The sequence below is a fragment of the Ruegeria sp. BC6 genome (assembly GCF_056539185.1).
On sequence record NZ_JBQFUM010000001.1, the window covers coordinates 123,692 to 138,888 of the forward strand.

A 15,197-nucleotide genomic window follows, 5' to 3' on the forward strand; every position below is an offset into this window, starting at 1 on the left:
TGGTTCTGAGAGAACCCAGGCGAATTGTCCGAAGGGGCAGACCGGCTGCTATTCCGCCGCCGAAATCTCCCACGGTGGACGATAGATGCAATCAGCCAGTGTTGCCCGGTTCAGGTCGTCAAAAAACGCTTGCTCGGCTTGCTTCAGTCGATCCTTCAAAAGGCAGCTTGGAGTCAGAGTGCACGCACTGCCATCGGCCGAGAAACACTCAACGATTGGTTGCCCAGTCTCCAGAGTGCGCACTACGTCGCCCAAGCGGATGTCCGACGCCGGGCGAGACAGGACAGCCCCGCCGCCACCGCCCCGCCGCGTTTTGAGGTATCCGGCATTGGCCAGCGCCGAAATGACCTTGGCGAGATGGGCGCGTGACACCTTGAATTCATCCGCCAGTTCGCCGGTTGAAAACGGGCGGTCCGGGCTGCCAGCCAGCCGCATCAGAATGCGGAGACCATAGTCAGTGAATGAGGTGAGGCGCATGGTCGCGTTTTCCAATCGGTATTTTCTATGCGTATTAGCAAAACAGAATGCGCAAATCAAATTCCGATTCGAGATGCTCGGGTCGTGAACCCTGAAAGCACGGACCATGACGAACTTCGATATGCACGAAGCTGATCTTGAGACAGACGCTCTGATTGATCACATCCTCACACGGTATCACGAAACACACCGGACCGAGCTTGAACAGCTTCAACATCTTGCTGAACGCGTGACCTTGGTTCACCGAGACGACCCCCAAGCCCCCCGAGGGTTGGTCCGCGCCCTGGCCGAACTGGCGGCCGAAATGGAAACGCACATGGCAAAAGAGGAGATCGTCCTGTTTCCCGCCATGCGCATGGGCGGCATGGAAGGTATCGAAAACCCGATCCGGGTTATGCGCGCCGATCACGATGGCCACGCCGAGAGTATCGCTCTGATCCGGCATATCACCCATGACCTGACACCGCCCGCACATGCCTGCGGGTCTTGGCGACGGCTTTACGATGGGCTGCGGAACCTTTTGGCGGATCTTGACCGGCACATGATGCTTGAAAACCAGGTCCTGTTTCCACGGTTCGAACGGTAGAGGGGATCAATCATGCTTCTTGCAGGTGTCGACGCAAGTGAGGCAGGCGGAACGGATCATTTGCTGGCGACAGTGGCCGCGCGATTGCAGGAAGAAGGTCTGTGCTTGCTCGGAGCGTTGCGTGTGAACATTCCGGATACTGGCGCCCAGTTTTGTGAGACAACGCTTGGACTGCTGCCGCATGGCCCCAATATCCGGATCACGCAGGATCTGGGTTCGGGCTCAGGCGCGTGTCGCATGGACGCCGGTGCGATCGAGGACGTGGTCGGCATCGCGACCGCTCGGTTGCGAGATGACGGTTGCGATATCGTTCTGCTGAACAAGTTCGGACTCAGCGAGGCCGAGGGCCGCGGATTTCGCATCCTCATTGCCGAGGCCTTGGTGCGGGATATTCCGGTCCTGATCGGCGTGAGCAAAACCCATCGCGCCGCCTTCGATCAGTTTGCTGGAGGAACCGCCAAACTCCTGCCGCCCATCGAGGAAGTTGTGGTCGAATGGTGCCGATGCTCCATCGCGCAAGGCCGAAACACGGCGGCACCGGGTTGAACCCGCACAAATACAACAGCCAAACGGATGAGGCAGTACATGCAGCATATGGTGAGCCCAACACAGACATCGAACAGGCCAAGACCGCCGGGACAGGCAGTTGTCTCGCGTTTGGCTTGCTTGGCGGTTCAGCCCATTCTCGCGCGGGTGGTCCGTAGGGTCGCGCAGGAACATCCTGCGCTGTTCGCCCGACTGGGCCCGTATCAAAGCGCCGATTTCCTGATCGACCCGATCGAGCTGCCGTTCGCGCTGCATCTGCGTCCGGATCCTCAAAACCTGAGCTTTCGCGCCGTGCCGCGGTCGATGCTGCCTGACGCCACAGCCATTATCCGAGGGCGGTTCCTGCTGCTGTTGGAGCTGGTTGATGCGGAACAGGACGGCGACGCGGCCTTTTTCTCGCGCGATTTGGAGATCACAGGAGATACCGAGGCCGTCGTCCGTTTGCGCAATGCATTGGACGACCTGGATGGATCCATCGCTCAGGAGGCTGCGGACATGTTCGGCCCGCCTGGCCGCGCGATCCTGTCCCGGTTGCGCCGAAATTACCAAGAAGTAGAAGGAGCGACCGCTTCATGAGCCTCGCCGAATTGATATGCCCCGCCGGAACTCCCGCTGCTCTGCGCACAGCGGTCGATGCCGGGGCGGACGCCGTCTATTGCGGCTTTCAGGACGCCACCAACGCCCGAAATTTTCCGGGGCTGAATTTCACGCCGCAGGAGTTGGAGGAGGCGGTCGCCTATGCCCATGCCAAGGGCGCCAAAGTCCTTCTGGCACTCAACACTTATCCCCCGGCAGGCAAGGTCGACCTTTGGCGGCACGCTGCCGACACCGGTGCGCGGATCGGCGTTGATGCCTTCATCGTGGCTGATATGGGCGTGGCCGACTACATCGCCCGAACCCATCCACAGGTACGCTTGCACCTGTCGGTACAGGCTGCAGCGTCGTCACCCGAGGCGATCCGCTACTATTGCGAGAATTTCGGTGTCAAACGCGTGGTCCTGCCCCGTATTTTGACCATTCCCGAGATCCGGCAGATCCGAAAAGAAATCCCCTGTGAGATCGAAACCTTCATCTTCGGAAATCACGGTCTGATGGTCGAAGGGCGCTGCAGCCTGACGAACTATCTGACCGGGCAGTCCACGAACCTCGATGGCGTCTGTTCGCCGGCGTCCGACGTGGAGTACGTGCGCGATGCCGATGGTTCGATGTCATCGAAGTTGGCTGGCTTTACCATCGATCGGTTCGGGCCAGATGAGAAGGCCGGTTATCCGACGATTTGCAAAGGTCGCTATCAGGTCGCACATCGTCCGGACGGGTACTATGCGTTCGAGGAACCGATCAGCCTGAACCTGGCCCGCCTTCTGCCTGAGTTGATCGATGCTGGGGTGCATGCGTTCAAGATCGAAGGGCGGCAAAGGTCCAAGAGTTATGTCCGGTCCGTGGTGTCGGCATTTCGGAACGCCGTCGATGATATCCGGGCGGGTCGCGATGCGGATATCGCGAACCTCGTCGCGCTGACCGAGGGTCAGAAACAGACGCAAGGCGCTTTTGCCACGAAGAAATGGCGGTGAAACGATGACGAAACTTACATTGGGTCCGATCGCATATCACTGGTCGGCTGACCAACGCCGGGATTTCTATGCGCGTGTCGCCGACGAGTCTCCGGTGGATGAGGTCTATCTGGGCGAGGTCATCTGTTCAAAACGCGCCCCGTTCCAAGAGGCTGACCTGCCGTCCATCATCGAAAGGCTCGAACGGGCGGGCAAAAAGGTGATTTTGTCCTCCTTGGCCGAAGTGATGCTGAAACGAGAGCGCAAGGCCACCGAAGACCTGTCTGAGATGGAGTCGCCCGAGATCGAAATCAACAACGCTGCGGGACTGTATGCACGCGGTACGCGACCGCATCGCATCGGCCCATTCATGAATGCCTATAACGAGGCCACAATCCGCTGGATGGCGTCAAAGGGGGCGACGCATGTCTGCCTGCCCACCGAGTTGCCAGCGCCCTCGATCGCCGTCGCGGCGCGAATGGCGCGCGACTTGGGTCTCGGGGTTGAAGTGCAGGTCTTTGGCCGGGCGTCGCTGGCCGTTTCGGCGCGGTGCTATCACGCGCGCTCGCACGGGCGGACAAAGGACAATTGCCAATTCGTCTGCGAAGAAGACCCCGACGGGATGCCACTGCGTACGAGGGATGAGCAGCCGATCCTGCGCATCAACGGGATCCAGACCCAATCCGAAGGGTATCTGATCCTGCTGCAGGAACTGCCCCAACTGGTTGCCGATGGTGTGAGCCATCTGCGATTGATGCCGCAGGCCGTCGACATGGTCACCGTCGCTGAGGTTTACCGGGCGGTGCTGGATCAAAGCATGTCGACCGTGGCGGCCGAAGCCCGGTTGCAGCAGGTTTGTGCGGATACGCCGTTCAGCAATGGGTTCTACCACGGTCAGGCCGGCTACCGCAGGATAGCCCAGGCGTCCCTTGCATGATCGGAAACCATGCTGTCCTCGCCTCATCGGATAATGTTTCCTGCGGCGGGGGCGGCTGCCCTTCTGGGGGTGAGCGGCCTGTTTCTGGGGCAGGATTTCATCACCCATTGGTCGCCGTTGCCGGGGCTGTACGCCTGGCATGCGCATGAAATGCTGTTCGGCTTCGTCGGTGCGGCATTCGCGGGCTATTCGCTTACGGCGATGCGCAGCTGGCCTGGGAGCTATATTGTCACGCCGACCGGCAGTTTGTTGCTGTTCGCGCTTTGGGCGATGTCCCGATTGGCCGCCATCGGCGCGCTTGGAAGCGAACCCATGTTCATCGTCCCAATGGGCACGGCGTTCTTGCTCTTTCTCGCCGGTCGACTCGCTTGGGCTGCACTGCGCGCGCGCGCGGTTGCCGGAGGTCGGCAGGCGCTTTTCGCCCTTTTGTTGTTCATCTGCCAGATTGCCTTTCTAACTGGGTCTGCGCCGTCCTTCTCCTCAGTTTTGCTTGTGGCACTTTTGGTGTCGGTTGTCGGTGGGCGCATGATCGCTGCTTTCACATGGAATTGGACGCACCAAAGCCCAACCGCCGCGCAAAAGTTTCGGTGCGCGAGGGCATTGGGGGACGCTTCGGCGGCAGCTCTGGCTTTGACTGCGGTGCTTTTCGGACTTGTTTCCGTCGCCGATGGTCCGCTTATCGGCGTCCTTCTTGTGATCTGCGCCGGGTGCGAAGGTGGGCGTCTGTGGCTCTGGCATTCAACGGCAGTTCTTCAGGATGGATTGCTGGCGATGCTTCATATTGCCTTTGCGTGGTTGCCCGCTGGTCTGTCCCTGTTGGCGGCTTCGCTGTACTTCCCCGATTTGCTGGCGGCCCATGATGCGTTGCACGTTCTGACGGTTGGAGCGGTCAGCTGCGCGATCTATGCCGTAGCTGCCCGTGCGGTCGCGCGCCGTTGCGGCCGGCTGCGCCCCAGTGCGATCGATAGTATTGGATATGCTTTGCTGTGCCTTGCCGCGGTTTTGCGGGCGTCCTCTGCAGACGTGCCCGCGGCCCTGGCTTGGGGAGCATGTTGGGCAGTGTTCCTCTGGCGGCACGTCCAAGCGTTGGGCCGCCCGCTCGAGCGACCCGTGTTCAGCGGTCGGGCCAGCAACAGGATAGATCCGGGCGTCGCCGATCAGTTGCCCTGATTGCGTGCCTCGAGCCGTTCAAGGTTCACGACGGTCGACAGCATCAGCCGGTCATGGCTCCAGTCCTGAGTCTGGCGGATCGTGGCTGCACCCAAGGCCAGGAGAACAGCGAACAGCAGGGCTGAACCCAGGAACATTGCCGGCAACGGTGCTGAGAACGAGGGCGCATCGGCCAGCGCGATCACGCGCTGTTTCAGAACCCGTTTGGCCTTGCCACCAGAGACCAGCGCCACGTTCAAAACTCGTGGCCGGCCTTGTGCGACGGTGCGGGCGCAATAGTCCAGCAGGCAATCGGTATAGTCGCGCGCGTCGATCCCGCGCCGGGTGACGACGGATTGGTCGCAGGCCAGTTCGCGCAATCGGCTGAACTGGTATTTTAAAACCCAGTAGGCAGGGTTCCAGAACAGCAGCGGTCGCACGGCCTCAAACGCAATCTCCCATTCGACATCCCGGGCGCGAACGTGCTGCAATTCATGCGCCAGGGCAAATCGCAGTTCACGGGGGGTGTCCAACAGATGGCTGGGCAGAACGACATGGCGACGACGCGCTCCGCGCACGGCAAATGGAACCGTGATCCGATCGGACAAGCGGATGTCCACGTTGGCCGAACGCCGCCACAGGAAGCTTGAAACCACCGTATCGCGGATCGCCAGCGCATCCCGGACGGTGCGGACCAGCATCCGGAGGGCGGCCAGGGCCAGCAGCACCAGCACGGCCGTCACAAGGGCGCTTTGTCCGGACAGAACCGTGTCGACCCAACGTTCGCGCGTGTTCAGCAGAGCTTCGAATTGTGTGGCCGGCATCGCGATTTCACCGCGCAAATACGCCGCTACCGCAATATCACCGATGGAAACGGCCTGACCCGGCCAGAAAAAACCGGCGGCTGCCGTGACCCCAAGGGCCAGAACAGGGCTGAGCATGACGCAGACGCAAAGAACCTTCAGCACGCGCAGCTGTGTCATGTAGTCGTGCCGCAGACGCGTTCGGGCCACGGCCATGCGGGCGCACAACCAGATGAGTGCTGAAAGAACCAGCACCACGTTCAGGTCGAGAAATACATCGAGAACCGGTTTAACCGCTGTCATTTTGCAGTCTCCTCTCTACCAGTGCTCGAATTTCCTCCAGATCAGCTTCGGTCAGGCCGGCGTCGTCGACAAGTCGTGCCACCAGCGAGGCCGGGGTGTCATCGAACAACGTGCGGGACAGGTTCTGCAGCGACCGCGCCTGATAGGTGTCCTTCTCAAGCAGCGGACGGTAAATCAGGGTTTTGCCATTCTTGCGGCTTTGGACAAATCCCTTTTCATCCAGGATACGCAGGATCGTCGCGCCCGAGGTGTAGGCCAGGTTCCGCTCGGGCGGCAGCCGGTCCAGCACGTCGCGCACCGAGCCTTCGCCAAGTGCCCAGAGCTCGTTCATGAACTCCAGTTCGACCTCGGTCAGCAGATTTCCTGTCTTTCTCTTTCGCATCGGTCTCGGTGTCACCATTTTGCCTGTTATGCTTGCCAGACAAGCATCCTTTCGCGGTTACGCAAAGCCTAAACTTTCCAGAAAACGAAAATGCCCCAGCCGATCGACAGGAAAAGCGGGGTCCAGACCGGTTGGCCGACCAGCCCCAGCCAGGCCAGAAAGATGTAGGCTGAGCCCAGCAGGGTGATGAACAGCCGGTCGCCCAACGTGGTGGTCAGGCCCAGAACGCCCCGGCGTTCGATCCCGTCACGGAACTTGACCACCTCGAGCACGCCGATCAGGGCGATGGCCGAGAAGATGCCCACGAAAACCGCCAGCGTTGCCGGGGTCCAGGCCATCCAGAAGTCGGGCCACAGCGGGTCGGTCCAGGAAAAGCCCTTGGGTTCTTCCTGACCGACATTGCCCCAGCCGGCCTTGGCTTGCGCCAGCGCCGATGACGGGGCGAGCAGGGAGAGGGAGAGAAGGAGTTTGCGCATGTCGAACCTCATACACGTCCCATCGCGAAGCCGCGCGCGATGTAGTTGCGGACAAACCAGATGACGATGGCGCCGGGGATGATGGTCAGGGTGCCGGCGGCGGCCAGCAGGCCCAGCTCGTAGCCGGCGCTGGACGCGGTACGGGTCATCACGGCGGCGATGGGTTTGGCCTCGACCGCTGTCAGGGTCTTGGCCAGCAGCATTTCCACCCACGAGAACATGAAGCAGAAGAACGCCGCCACGCCCACGCCCGCTTTGATATTGGGCAGGAAGATCGTGACGAAGAACCGGGGGAAGGAATAGCCGTCGACATAGGCGGTTTCATCCAGCTCTTTCGGGATGCCGCGCATGAAACCTTCCAGGATCCACACCGCCAGCGGTACGTTGAACAGCGTGTGCGCCAGCGCCACCGCCAGGTAGGTGTCGAACAGATGGATCGACGAATACAGCTGGAAGAAGGGCAGGGCGAACACGGCCGCCGGGGCCATGCGGTTGGTCAGCAGCCAGAAGAACAACTGTTTGTCGCCCAGGAACCGATAGCGCGAGAACGCGTAGGCCGCAGGCAAGGCCACGCAGACCGATAGCACCGTGTTGATCGTCACGTAGGTGATCGAGTTGATATAGCCCCAATACCACGTCGGATCGGTGAAGATGGTGATGTAGTTCTCCAGCGTAAAGGTCTGGGGAAAAAGGGAAAAGCCTGACAGGATCTCGTTCGTGGTCTTGAAGGACATCGCCACCAGCCAATAGATTGGCAGCATCAGGAACGCGATATACAGGATCGGGATGAGAGACCGCTTCTTCATTGCGCGTCATCCTTTGTCATGAGGGTGTAGAAGACCCAGGAAACCAGCAGCGTGATGGCGAAATAGATCAGGCTCATCGCGGCCGCGGGGCCAAGGTCGAACTGTCCCAGCGCGATCTTCACCAGGTCGATCGACAGCAGAGTGGTCGAGTTGCCGGGGCCGCCCCCGGTCAGAACGAAGGGTTCGGTGTAGATGTTGAAACTGTCCATGAACCGCAGCAGCACCGCGATGGTCAGAACCGTCTTCATCTTGGGCAGCTGGATATAGCGGAACACGGACCAAGGGCTTGCACCATCGATCTTGGCCGCCTGGTAATAGGCGTCAGGGATCGAAACCAGACCAGCATAGCACAGCAGCACCACCAACGAGGTCCAGTGCCAGACATCCATCACCACGATGGTGATCCAGGCTGATAGCGGCTGTTGGGTCATGTCATAGTTGATGCCCAGCACGTCGTTCAGGAAATACCCCAGCAGGCCGATCTTGGGCAGGGTGAAGATGTTCCACATCGAGCCGACCACGTTCCACGGGATCAGCATCGGCAGGGCCATCAGCACCAGGCAGACCGGCACCCAGAAGCCCTTGCGCGGCATCGACAGAGCCACGATGATACCCAGCGGCACCTCGATCATCAGGATCAGCGCGGTGAACAGGAACTGCCGCCCCAGCGCCGCCTGGAACCGGTCAGACCGCAGGATCTGTTCGAACCAACCCAGTCCTTCCCAGAAGAACTGGTTGTTGCCAAAGGTTTCCTGCACCGAATAGTTGACCACCGTCATCATCGGCACCAGCGCGTTGAATGCCACCAGCGCCAGCACCGGCAGGACAAAGAACCACGCTTTCTGGTTTTCCGTTCTCATCGGGCGCGCTCCTCGGTTGCGATCCAGCCGTCGCGGTAGACGCGCGTCTGTTCAGGTTTGAATTGCAGAAAGACTTGCGATCCGGGCTCGGGGGCCGCGTGTTCGGTCACCGCCTTCAACGCGGTGTTGCCGACCATGGCACTGACCACAAAATGCCGGCCGATATCGGCCACCTTGGTGACATGGGCCGGAATGCCCTCGGGGCCGAAACCCACATATTCGGGCCGGATGCCCAGATCGGTGCGGCCGCCGCTGCCCGCGACCGGACCTTCCAGCGCCACCTCGTGCCCTTCGAACAGGGCGCGGTCGCCGCGGGCCTCGCAGGGCAGTACGTTCATGCCGGGCGAGCCGATGAAATGGCCCACGAACGTGTGCTGCGGGCGTTCGAACAGCTCGACCGGGGTGCCGATCTGGACCACTTCGCCTTCCTGCATCACCACGACCTCGTCGGCGAAGGTCAGCGCTTCGGTCTGGTCGTGGGTGACATAGATCATCGTCGCCTTGACGCGCTGGTGCAGCTCTTTCAGCTTGGACCGCAGCTTCCATTTCAGATGCGGGTCGATCACGGTCAATGGCTCGTCGAACATCACCGCGTTCACGTCGTCGCGGACCAGACCGCGCCCCATCGAGATCTTCTGCTTGTTGTCCGGGCTGAGGCCGCTCGCGCGGGTGTTCAGCATGTCGGTGACATCCAGCATCTCGGCGATCTCGTCGACGCGGCGCTTGATCGTCGCGGGATCGACGCCGCGGTTCTTGAGCGGAAAGGCCAGGTTTTCGCCCACGGTCATCGTGTCGTAGATCACCGGGAACTGGAACACCTGCGCGATGTTGCGCTGATCGGGGGGCAGGGCGGTCACGTCGCGGTCGTCGAACAGGATCTGCCCCTCGGATGGGGTCAGCAGCCCCGAGATGATGTTCAGCAGCGTGGACTTGCCGCAGCCCGATGGCCCCAGCAGAGCATAGGCCCCGCCATCACGCCAGGTCACGTCGATCTCCTTCAGCGCATAGTCCTGCGGGCCTTGCGGCGACGGCATGTAGCTGTGTTTGAGGTTTGCAAGCTTGATCTGTGCCATGTCAGGCCACCCTTTTGCCGTCTTGGCCGAAATACCGGCAATGGGCCGGGTTCATGTAGAATGTGTGGTCCTCGCCCACCTGATAGGGGTGGACCCCTGCGGCCAGAGACACCCATGCGTCCTCGCCATGTTGGAAATGCGCGCTGGAGTCGGACCCGGACAGCTCGGTCACGATCACGCGACCGGTCAATTCGACGTCGTCGTCAGAAGCCTTGAGCGGAGTGACCCGGTGCGGACGCACGGCGACCATGTATTCGCCATCGGCAATTCCGGACACAGTCCATCCACCTCCACCCGCCAAGCGCGCTTGGGCACCGGCGACCGTGACACGGGCCACGTTGATGGGCGGGTCCGAGAACACCCGCGCGGCGGCGAGGTTTTCGGGATTGCGATAGATGTCCGCCGTCGGGCCGAACTGGGTCACGCGGCCGTCTTCCATCAAGGCGCTGTAGCCGCCCAGCAGCAGCGCCTCTTCGGGTTCGGACGTGGCATAGACCACCACGGCGCCGCGCCCGGCGAACAGCTCGGGCAGTTGCTCGCGCAGTTCCTCGCGCAGCTTGTAGTCCAGATTGGCCAGCGGCTCGTCCAGGAACACGGCGCGGCTGTCCTTTGCGATGGCGCGGGCCAGTGCGGTGCGCTGCTGTTGGCCGCCCGACAGTTCGTGTGGACGACGGTGCAGCATCGGGCGCAGTTGCAGCAGGTCGGCGGCTTCTTCCACGCGGCCTTCGATCTCGGATCGCGCCATTCCGGCCACGCGCAGCGGCGAGGCGATATTGTCGAATACAGTCATATGCGGGTAGTTCACGAAGAACTGGTGCACGAGGCTGATCTTGCGTTTTTGTGTGCTCAGCCGGGTCACGTCCTGCCCATCCATCAGGACCTTGCCCGAGGCAATCGGATCCAGGCCGGCCATCATCTTGATCAGAGAGGTCTTGCCCGACCCGGTCGCGCCCAGCAGCACGTTGAAATGGCCGGTCTGCAGCGTCAGGGACGTGGGTTTGATATGGGTAACGGTGCCGACCCGCTTGGTTGCGTTTTGTAGTTCGATCATGTCCGTGGGTTCCGATCCCGCAGCGCGTGGCAACGCTGTTTGGTCTTGGTTGGTAAGGGGCGCCGGTACCGGCGCCCCCCGGGGAGTAGTGGCTTACTGGGACTGCCAGCGTGCCACCAGTTCGTCGTAGTTGACGGTCTGGCCTTGCGGCTTCTCGTTCTCCAGCTTGGCTTTCGGCGCGCCCGGCTTCTCCAGCCAAAAGGCCGGATCCTGCGGTTCGTTCAGGCGCGGACCACAGCCGCCATAGACGCCGGCGCTTTCATCCGCGGCCTGCATGCGGGCCATGGTGATGTCCATCTCTTCAGCCAGACGGTCCATCGCCTCTTGCGGGGTGAAGGCGCCCGAGTTCACGTCACCGATCTGCTGCCACCAGATTTGGGCCAGCTTCGGATAGTCGGGAACGTTGATGCCGGTCGGCGACCACGCCACGCGGTCGGGCGAGCGGTAGAACTCGACCAGGCCACCCAGCTTGGATGCGCGTTCGGTGAACGACTCGTGGTTGACCGAGCTGTCGCGGATGAAGGTCAGACCCACATGGGACTTCTTCACATCGACAGTCTTGGACGTCACGAACTGAGCGTACAGCCACGCGGCCTGTGCCCGATCCGACGGGGTGGACTTCAGGAAAGTCCACGATCCCACGTCCTGATAGCCAACCTTCTGGCCTTCTTCCCAATAGGGGCCATGCGGGCTGGGCGCCATCCGCCACAGCGGGTTGCCCTCGTCGTCGACGGTATTGTTGCCTTCGGACTTGGGCTTGACCATGTCGGCGGTAAAGGCCGTGTACCAGAAAATCTGCTGGGCCACGTTGCCTTGCGACAGAGCGGGCAGCGACTGGTAGAAGTCATAGGATGCCGCACCCGGAGGCGCATAGGCCCGCAACCACTCGTCCCATTTGCGGATCGCGTAAACGGCCGCCGGGCCGTTTGCGGCACCGCCCCGCGACACCGAGGCGCCGACCGGGTTACAGGTGCCCGCTTCCATGCGGATGCCCCATTCGTCGACGGGCACACCGTTCGGCTCGCCCTTGTCGCCGGCACCGGCCATCGACAGCCAGGCGTCGGTCATCCGCCAGCCAAGGTCAGGCGCGCGCTTGCCGTAGTCCATGTGGCCATAGATCGCGACACCGTCGACTTCCTTCACGTCATTGGTGAAGAATTCGGCGATATCCTCGTAGGCAGACCAGTTGACCGGAACGCCCAGATCATAGCCGTATTTTTCCTTGAATGCGGCCTTGTTGGCTTCGTCATCGAACCAGTCCTTGCGGAACCAGTACAGGTTGGCGAATTGCTGGTCGGGCAGCTGGTACAGCTTGCCGTCGGGACCGGTGGTGAACTGGATACCCATGAAGTCATCCAGGTCCAGCGTCGGCGAGGTTGTCGCCGCCCAATCACCCGCCATCATGTCCGACAGGGGATAGGCCAGTTGCAGGCGCGAGTGCGTACCGATCAAGTCACTGTCGTTGACATAGCCGTCATACAGGTTCCGTCCGGTCTGCATCTGCGTCTGAACGGCCTGAACGACCTCACCTTCACCCAGGATCTGGTGGTTGACCTTGATGCCGGTGATTTCCTCGAACGCCTTCGTCAGAACTTCGGATTCATACGAGTGGGTCGGGATACCTTCGGACAGAACGTTGATCTCCATCCCGGCATACGGTTCGGCAGCCTTGATGAACCACTGCATTTCCGCCATCTGCTCGTCTTTCGACAAGGTGGATGGTTGGAACTCGTCGTCGACCCAGCGCTGTGCTGCGGCTTCGTCGGCCCAAACAGGACCGTGCCCCGCAATGACGGCAGCCGCCGCCACTGCGGACAAAAGATGTTTCCGCATCTTTCTCCTCCCAAAATTTATGGTTCTCCGGCGCGAACCGGATGACGAACAGCATCAGCGATTTTTCGCGAGTCTGTCAAACTAAAAAATTAGTAAATGGCGAAATTGGCCTGTTCGACCCAACGAATTCAACGACTATAGCCTTGAAAATATATGGATTTTAACCCACTCGACGTGGCGTCATCGGCTAGGCGAAAAGAGCATGCCGATGACCCTTCACTATGGGTTTTTCAGCGTCACCGCTTGGTCGAGCTGCAAATTTCGATGCAGAAAGGCGCCGCAGTGGTAGCGCGCGATTTGCGTTTCTCGAGGGTGAAAATGGCAGCCCGTAGGGGAATCGAACCCCTCTTTCCAGGTTGAAAACCTGGCGTCCTAACCGATAGACGAACGGGCCACGTCAGCATTGCCCAAGCACAAGTGGCAGCCCGTAGGGGAATCGAACCCCTCTTTCCAGGTTGAAAACCTGGCGTCCTAACCGATAGACGAACGGGCCACGCTGGCTTGTGGAGGGCCTTTTACGGATTACGCCCCCCACCCGCAAGACGAAAAACGCACGGCCAGGAAACTTTTTTGCGGGTCAAAAAAGGCAGTGGCGTCAGCGGTCAATTTGCTTCGGCCGCGTCTTCCAGGCGCAATTGCACGCTTTGCCTGCCACCCCATGTATTGACCTCGAGCCGACCGGCAAAATGGAACCGCGCGCCACCGTGATTTGACAGCCTTTCGCCCATCGGTCCGTCAAAGGCACCAAATGCAATCGCGTCCAGCCCACCGCCCATTCCGTCGGAGAGCGACAGCTTCAAATGGGTTTCTCCGACCCGCTTGGCAAAGCGAACCTGCAGGTCGGGCATTGCAAATCGAGGGGCAGGGGCTCCGGCGCCAAATGGGCCGGCCTGCTCGATCTTTTCGATCAGATCAACCGAGGCCGCCCCGGGCATCAGCGCGCCATCCAGCTTGAGGTCGGCCGGACCGGCTTGGCCCGCCCCCTGTTTTGCCAGCAACTCCGAGAGCCGCTCCATTGCCGTTTCCAACTGGTCGCGGATCACGGTCAGACCTGCGGCCATCTTGTGACCGCCGCCCTTGACCAACAAACCCTCGGCGGCCAGCCGGTGGATTGATGCGCCAAGATCGACACCCGAGACCGAACGGCCTGAGCCTTTGCCCTCGTCACCGTCGAAACCAATCACGACGGCGGGACGGTTCGACGCCTCTTTAAGGCGAGCCGCCACGATCCCAACGACGCCGGGATGCCAGCCGTCACCAGCGGCCCACACCAGCGGCGCATCCAGTCCACGTTCTTCGGCCTGCGCCAGCGCCGCGGCGCGGACCGCATTTTCGATGTCGCGCCTTTCGGTATTCAGGTCATCAAGGCGCCGGGACAAGGCCTCGGCCTCGGTCACCGAGTCGGTGCTGAGCAGCCGCGCGCCGAGGTCTGCCTGCCCAACCCGGCCGCCGGCATTGATGCGCGGCCCAAGCAGAAAACCCAGGTGGTAACTGTTGGGCGCCGAATCCATGCGCGCCACTTCGGACAGCGCAACCAGTCCGGGGCGTTGCCGCTGCCCCATCACTTTCAAACCCTGCTGAACCAGCGCCCTGTTGACCCCGACCAGAGGTGCCACGTCTGCCACGGTCGCCAGCGCGACCAAGTCCAGCATCGCCATCAGGTTAGGGCCTTGGGCGTTGGCCTCGCGCAGTTGGCGCCCGGCCTCAACCAGCATCAGAAAGACAACGGTTGCAGCGCACAGATGGGCCAGGTCGCCGCTTTCATCCTGGCGGTTGGGATTCACCACGGCCACGCAATCCGGCAGCGTTTCGGCGCCCAGGTGGTGATCGAGAACGATCACATCGGCACCCTTGGCGGCGGCAATTGCTTCGTGGCTGAGCGTGCCGCAGTCAACGCAGATGATCAGATCATGCGTTTCAGCAAGCTGGCTCATGGCGGGGGCGTTGGGGCCATAGCCCTCGTCGATACGATCAGGCACATACAAGGTCGCCTGCCGCCCCATCTGCCTGAGCCAAACCAGCAACAGGGCTGCCGAGCTTCCACCGTCGACGTCATAATCGGCGAAAACAGCGATGCGCTGGTTGTCCCGCACCGCTTTCAGGAACCGCGTTGCGGCGATCTCCATGTCGCGCAGGCTGCGAGGATCGGGAAGAAGGTCGCGCAGTTTTGGAGACAGAAAGCTCTCGGCCTCCATTGGCGGGACACCGCGCCGTGCCAGCACTTGGCACAGGGGGCGGGGCAGGTCGGTTTGCTGGGCCAGCATCTCGGCGGCCCGGTCCAATTCAGGCGATGGACCAATCCACCGGCGGCCCGTCAAAGACTGTTCAACACCCAGAAAGCTCAATCCACTTCTCCTGAAAAGGG

At 61.3% G+C, this 15,197-nt stretch carries 16 protein-coding genes and 2 tRNA genes; 6 read left to right on the plus strand and 12 right to left on the minus strand.

What is annotated here, in order from left to right; translation table 11 throughout:
• Positions 1 to 48: 48 nt before the first annotated feature.
• On the minus strand, positions 49 to 477 hold the full coding sequence (locus tag ACR0MM_RS00565; protein ID WP_170339775.1) for an RrF2 family transcriptional regulator: 429 nt from the start codon (positions 475 to 477) through the stop codon (positions 49 to 51).
• Between the two features lie 106 nt (positions 478 to 583).
• Between ACR0MM_RS00565 and ACR0MM_RS00570 the strand changes: the two genes are divergently transcribed.
• From ACR0MM_RS00570 to ACR0MM_RS00595, 6 genes are read left to right on the plus strand one after another with little or no spacing between them, the layout of a single operon-like run.
• On the plus strand, positions 584 to 1,063 hold the full coding sequence (locus tag ACR0MM_RS00570; protein ID WP_480693839.1) for a hemerythrin domain-containing protein: 480 nt from the start codon (positions 584 to 586) through the stop codon (positions 1,061 to 1,063).
• A gap of 12 nt (positions 1,064 to 1,075) precedes the next feature.
• Positions 1,076 to 1,609 carry a DUF2478 domain-containing protein gene (locus ACR0MM_RS00575; protein ID WP_480693841.1) on the plus strand — a complete coding sequence of 178 codons (534 nt, stop codon included), beginning with the start codon at positions 1,076 to 1,078 and terminating at the stop codon, positions 1,607 to 1,609.
• Positions 1,610 to 1,648: 39 nt separating this feature from the next.
• Complete coding sequence (gene ubiT, locus ACR0MM_RS00580) at positions 1,649 to 2,185, plus strand: ubiquinone anaerobic biosynthesis accessory factor UbiT (RefSeq protein ID WP_480693843.1); 537 nt, start codon at positions 1,649 to 1,651, stop codon at positions 2,183 to 2,185.
• On the plus strand, positions 2,182 to 3,180 hold the full coding sequence (ubiU, locus tag ACR0MM_RS00585; RefSeq protein WP_170363728.1) for a ubiquinone anaerobic biosynthesis protein UbiU: 999 nt from the start codon (positions 2,182 to 2,184) through the stop codon (positions 3,178 to 3,180). The genes ubiT and ubiU overlap by 4 nt, the downstream gene beginning before the upstream one ends.
• Positions 3,181 to 3,184: 4 nt before the next feature.
• The gene (gene ubiV / locus ACR0MM_RS00590; RefSeq protein ID WP_480693846.1) at positions 3,185 to 4,096 is read left to right on the plus strand and encodes a ubiquinone anaerobic biosynthesis protein UbiV; all 912 of its coding nucleotides are present in this window, start codon (positions 3,185 to 3,187) and stop codon (positions 4,094 to 4,096) included.
• 9 nt (positions 4,097 to 4,105) lie between these two features.
• On the plus strand, positions 4,106 to 5,266 hold the full coding sequence (locus ACR0MM_RS00595; protein ID WP_480693848.1) for an NnrS family protein: 1,161 nt from the start codon (positions 4,106 to 4,108) through the stop codon (positions 5,264 to 5,266).
• On the opposite strand, the gene ACR0MM_RS00600 is transcribed toward ACR0MM_RS00595, so the two are convergent.
• The 11 genes from ACR0MM_RS00600 to recJ all read right to left on the minus strand — a co-directional run bounded on the left by ACR0MM_RS00600 (position 5,254) and on the right by recJ (position 15,177).
• Positions 5,254 to 6,351: a M56 family metallopeptidase gene (locus tag ACR0MM_RS00600; RefSeq protein ID WP_480693850.1), complete on the minus strand. Its 1,098-nt coding sequence runs from the start codon at positions 6,349 to 6,351 to the stop codon at positions 5,254 to 5,256. The two genes, ACR0MM_RS00595 and ACR0MM_RS00600, sit on opposite strands and share 13 nt — an antisense overlap.
• Positions 6,338 to 6,733: a BlaI/MecI/CopY family transcriptional regulator gene (locus ACR0MM_RS00605; RefSeq protein WP_170339764.1), complete on the minus strand. Its 396-nt coding sequence runs from the start codon at positions 6,731 to 6,733 to the stop codon at positions 6,338 to 6,340. The genes ACR0MM_RS00600 and ACR0MM_RS00605 overlap by 14 nt, the downstream gene beginning before the upstream one ends.
• A 68-nt stretch (positions 6,734 to 6,801) precedes the next feature.
• The gene (locus tag ACR0MM_RS00610; protein WP_370797609.1) at positions 6,802 to 7,071 is read right to left on the minus strand and encodes a DUF2160 domain-containing protein; all 270 of its coding nucleotides are present in this window, start codon (positions 7,069 to 7,071) and stop codon (positions 6,802 to 6,804) included.
• 146 nt (positions 7,072 to 7,217) lie between these two features.
• On the minus strand, positions 7,218 to 8,015 hold the full coding sequence (locus ACR0MM_RS00615; protein ID WP_170339760.1) for a carbohydrate ABC transporter permease: 798 nt from the start codon (positions 8,013 to 8,015) through the stop codon (positions 7,218 to 7,220).
• Positions 8,012 to 8,875: a carbohydrate ABC transporter permease gene (locus tag ACR0MM_RS00620; RefSeq protein WP_005983941.1), complete on the minus strand. Its 864-nt coding sequence runs from the start codon at positions 8,873 to 8,875 to the stop codon at positions 8,012 to 8,014. The genes ACR0MM_RS00615 and ACR0MM_RS00620 overlap by 4 nt, the downstream gene beginning before the upstream one ends.
• Positions 8,872 to 9,948: an ABC transporter ATP-binding protein gene (locus ACR0MM_RS00625; protein ID WP_170371487.1), complete on the minus strand. Its 1,077-nt coding sequence runs from the start codon at positions 9,946 to 9,948 to the stop codon at positions 8,872 to 8,874. Before ACR0MM_RS00625 ends, ACR0MM_RS00620 begins: the two co-directional genes overlap by 4 nt.
• Before the next feature lies 1 nt (position 9,949).
• On the minus strand, positions 9,950 to 10,999 hold the full coding sequence (locus ACR0MM_RS00630; RefSeq protein WP_480693853.1) for an ABC transporter ATP-binding protein: 1,050 nt from the start codon (positions 10,997 to 10,999) through the stop codon (positions 9,950 to 9,952).
• Between the two features lie 93 nt (positions 11,000 to 11,092).
• Positions 11,093 to 12,832, minus strand: a complete 1,740-nt coding sequence (locus ACR0MM_RS00635; protein WP_170357493.1) for an ABC transporter substrate-binding protein — start codon at positions 12,830 to 12,832, stop codon at positions 11,093 to 11,095.
• A gap of 319 nt (positions 12,833 to 13,151) precedes the next feature.
• Positions 13,152 to 13,226: transfer RNA gene (locus ACR0MM_RS00640), tRNA-Glu, on the minus strand.
• Positions 13,227 to 13,250: 24 nt separating this feature from the next.
• A tRNA-Glu gene (locus ACR0MM_RS00645) sits at positions 13,251 to 13,325 on the minus strand.
• Positions 13,326 to 13,434: 109 nt separating this feature from the next.
• Positions 13,435 to 15,177 carry a single-stranded-DNA-specific exonuclease RecJ gene (gene recJ / locus ACR0MM_RS00650; RefSeq protein ID WP_480693855.1) on the minus strand — a complete coding sequence of 581 codons (1,743 nt, stop codon included), beginning with the start codon at positions 15,175 to 15,177 and terminating at the stop codon, positions 13,435 to 13,437.
• Between the last annotated feature and the right edge of the window lie 20 nt (positions 15,178 to 15,197).

Excerpts from the sequence above, each read along its gene's own strand:
- ACR0MM_RS00565 (WP_170339775.1), bottom strand. The coding sequence starts at position 477 with ATGCGCCTCACCTCATTCACTGACTATGGTCTCCGCATTCTGATGCGG.
- ACR0MM_RS00570 (WP_480693839.1), top strand. The coding sequence starts at position 584 with ATGACGAACTTCGATATGCACGAAGCTGATCTTGAGACAGACGCTCTG.
- ACR0MM_RS00575 (WP_480693841.1), top strand. The coding sequence starts at position 1,076 with ATGCTTCTTGCAGGTGTCGACGCAAGTGAGGCAGGCGGAACGGATCAT.
- ubiT (WP_480693843.1), top strand. The coding sequence starts at position 1,649 with ATGCAGCATATGGTGAGCCCAACACAGACATCGAACAGGCCAAGACCG.
- ubiU (WP_170363728.1), top strand. The coding sequence starts at position 2,182 with ATGAGCCTCGCCGAATTGATATGCCCCGCCGGAACTCCCGCTGCTCTG.
- ubiV (WP_480693846.1), top strand. The coding sequence starts at position 3,185 with ATGACGAAACTTACATTGGGTCCGATCGCATATCACTGGTCGGCTGAC.
- ACR0MM_RS00595 (WP_480693848.1), top strand. The coding sequence starts at position 4,106 with ATGCTGTCCTCGCCTCATCGGATAATGTTTCCTGCGGCGGGGGCGGCT.
- ACR0MM_RS00600 (WP_480693850.1), bottom strand. The coding sequence starts at position 6,351 with ATGACAGCGGTTAAACCGGTTCTCGATGTATTTCTCGACCTGAACGTG.
- ACR0MM_RS00605 (WP_170339764.1), bottom strand. The coding sequence starts at position 6,733 with ATGCGAAAGAGAAAGACAGGAAATCTGCTGACCGAGGTCGAACTGGAG.
- ACR0MM_RS00610 (WP_370797609.1), bottom strand. The coding sequence starts at position 7,071 with ATGGCCTGGACCCCGGCAACGCTGGCGGTTTTCGTGGGCATCTTCTCG.
- ACR0MM_RS00615 (WP_170339760.1), bottom strand. The coding sequence starts at position 8,015 with ATGAAGAAGCGGTCTCTCATCCCGATCCTGTATATCGCGTTCCTGATG.
- ACR0MM_RS00620 (WP_005983941.1), bottom strand. The coding sequence starts at position 8,875 with ATGAGAACGGAAAACCAGAAAGCGTGGTTCTTTGTCCTGCCGGTGCTG.
- ACR0MM_RS00625 (WP_170371487.1), bottom strand. The coding sequence starts at position 9,948 with ATGGCACAGATCAAGCTTGCAAACCTCAAACACAGCTACATGCCGTCG.
- ACR0MM_RS00630 (WP_480693853.1), bottom strand. The coding sequence starts at position 10,999 with ATGATCGAACTACAAAACGCAACCAAGCGGGTCGGCACCGTTACCCAT.
- ACR0MM_RS00635 (WP_170357493.1), bottom strand. The coding sequence starts at position 12,832 with ATGCGGAAACATCTTTTGTCCGCAGTGGCGGCGGCTGCCGTCATTGCG.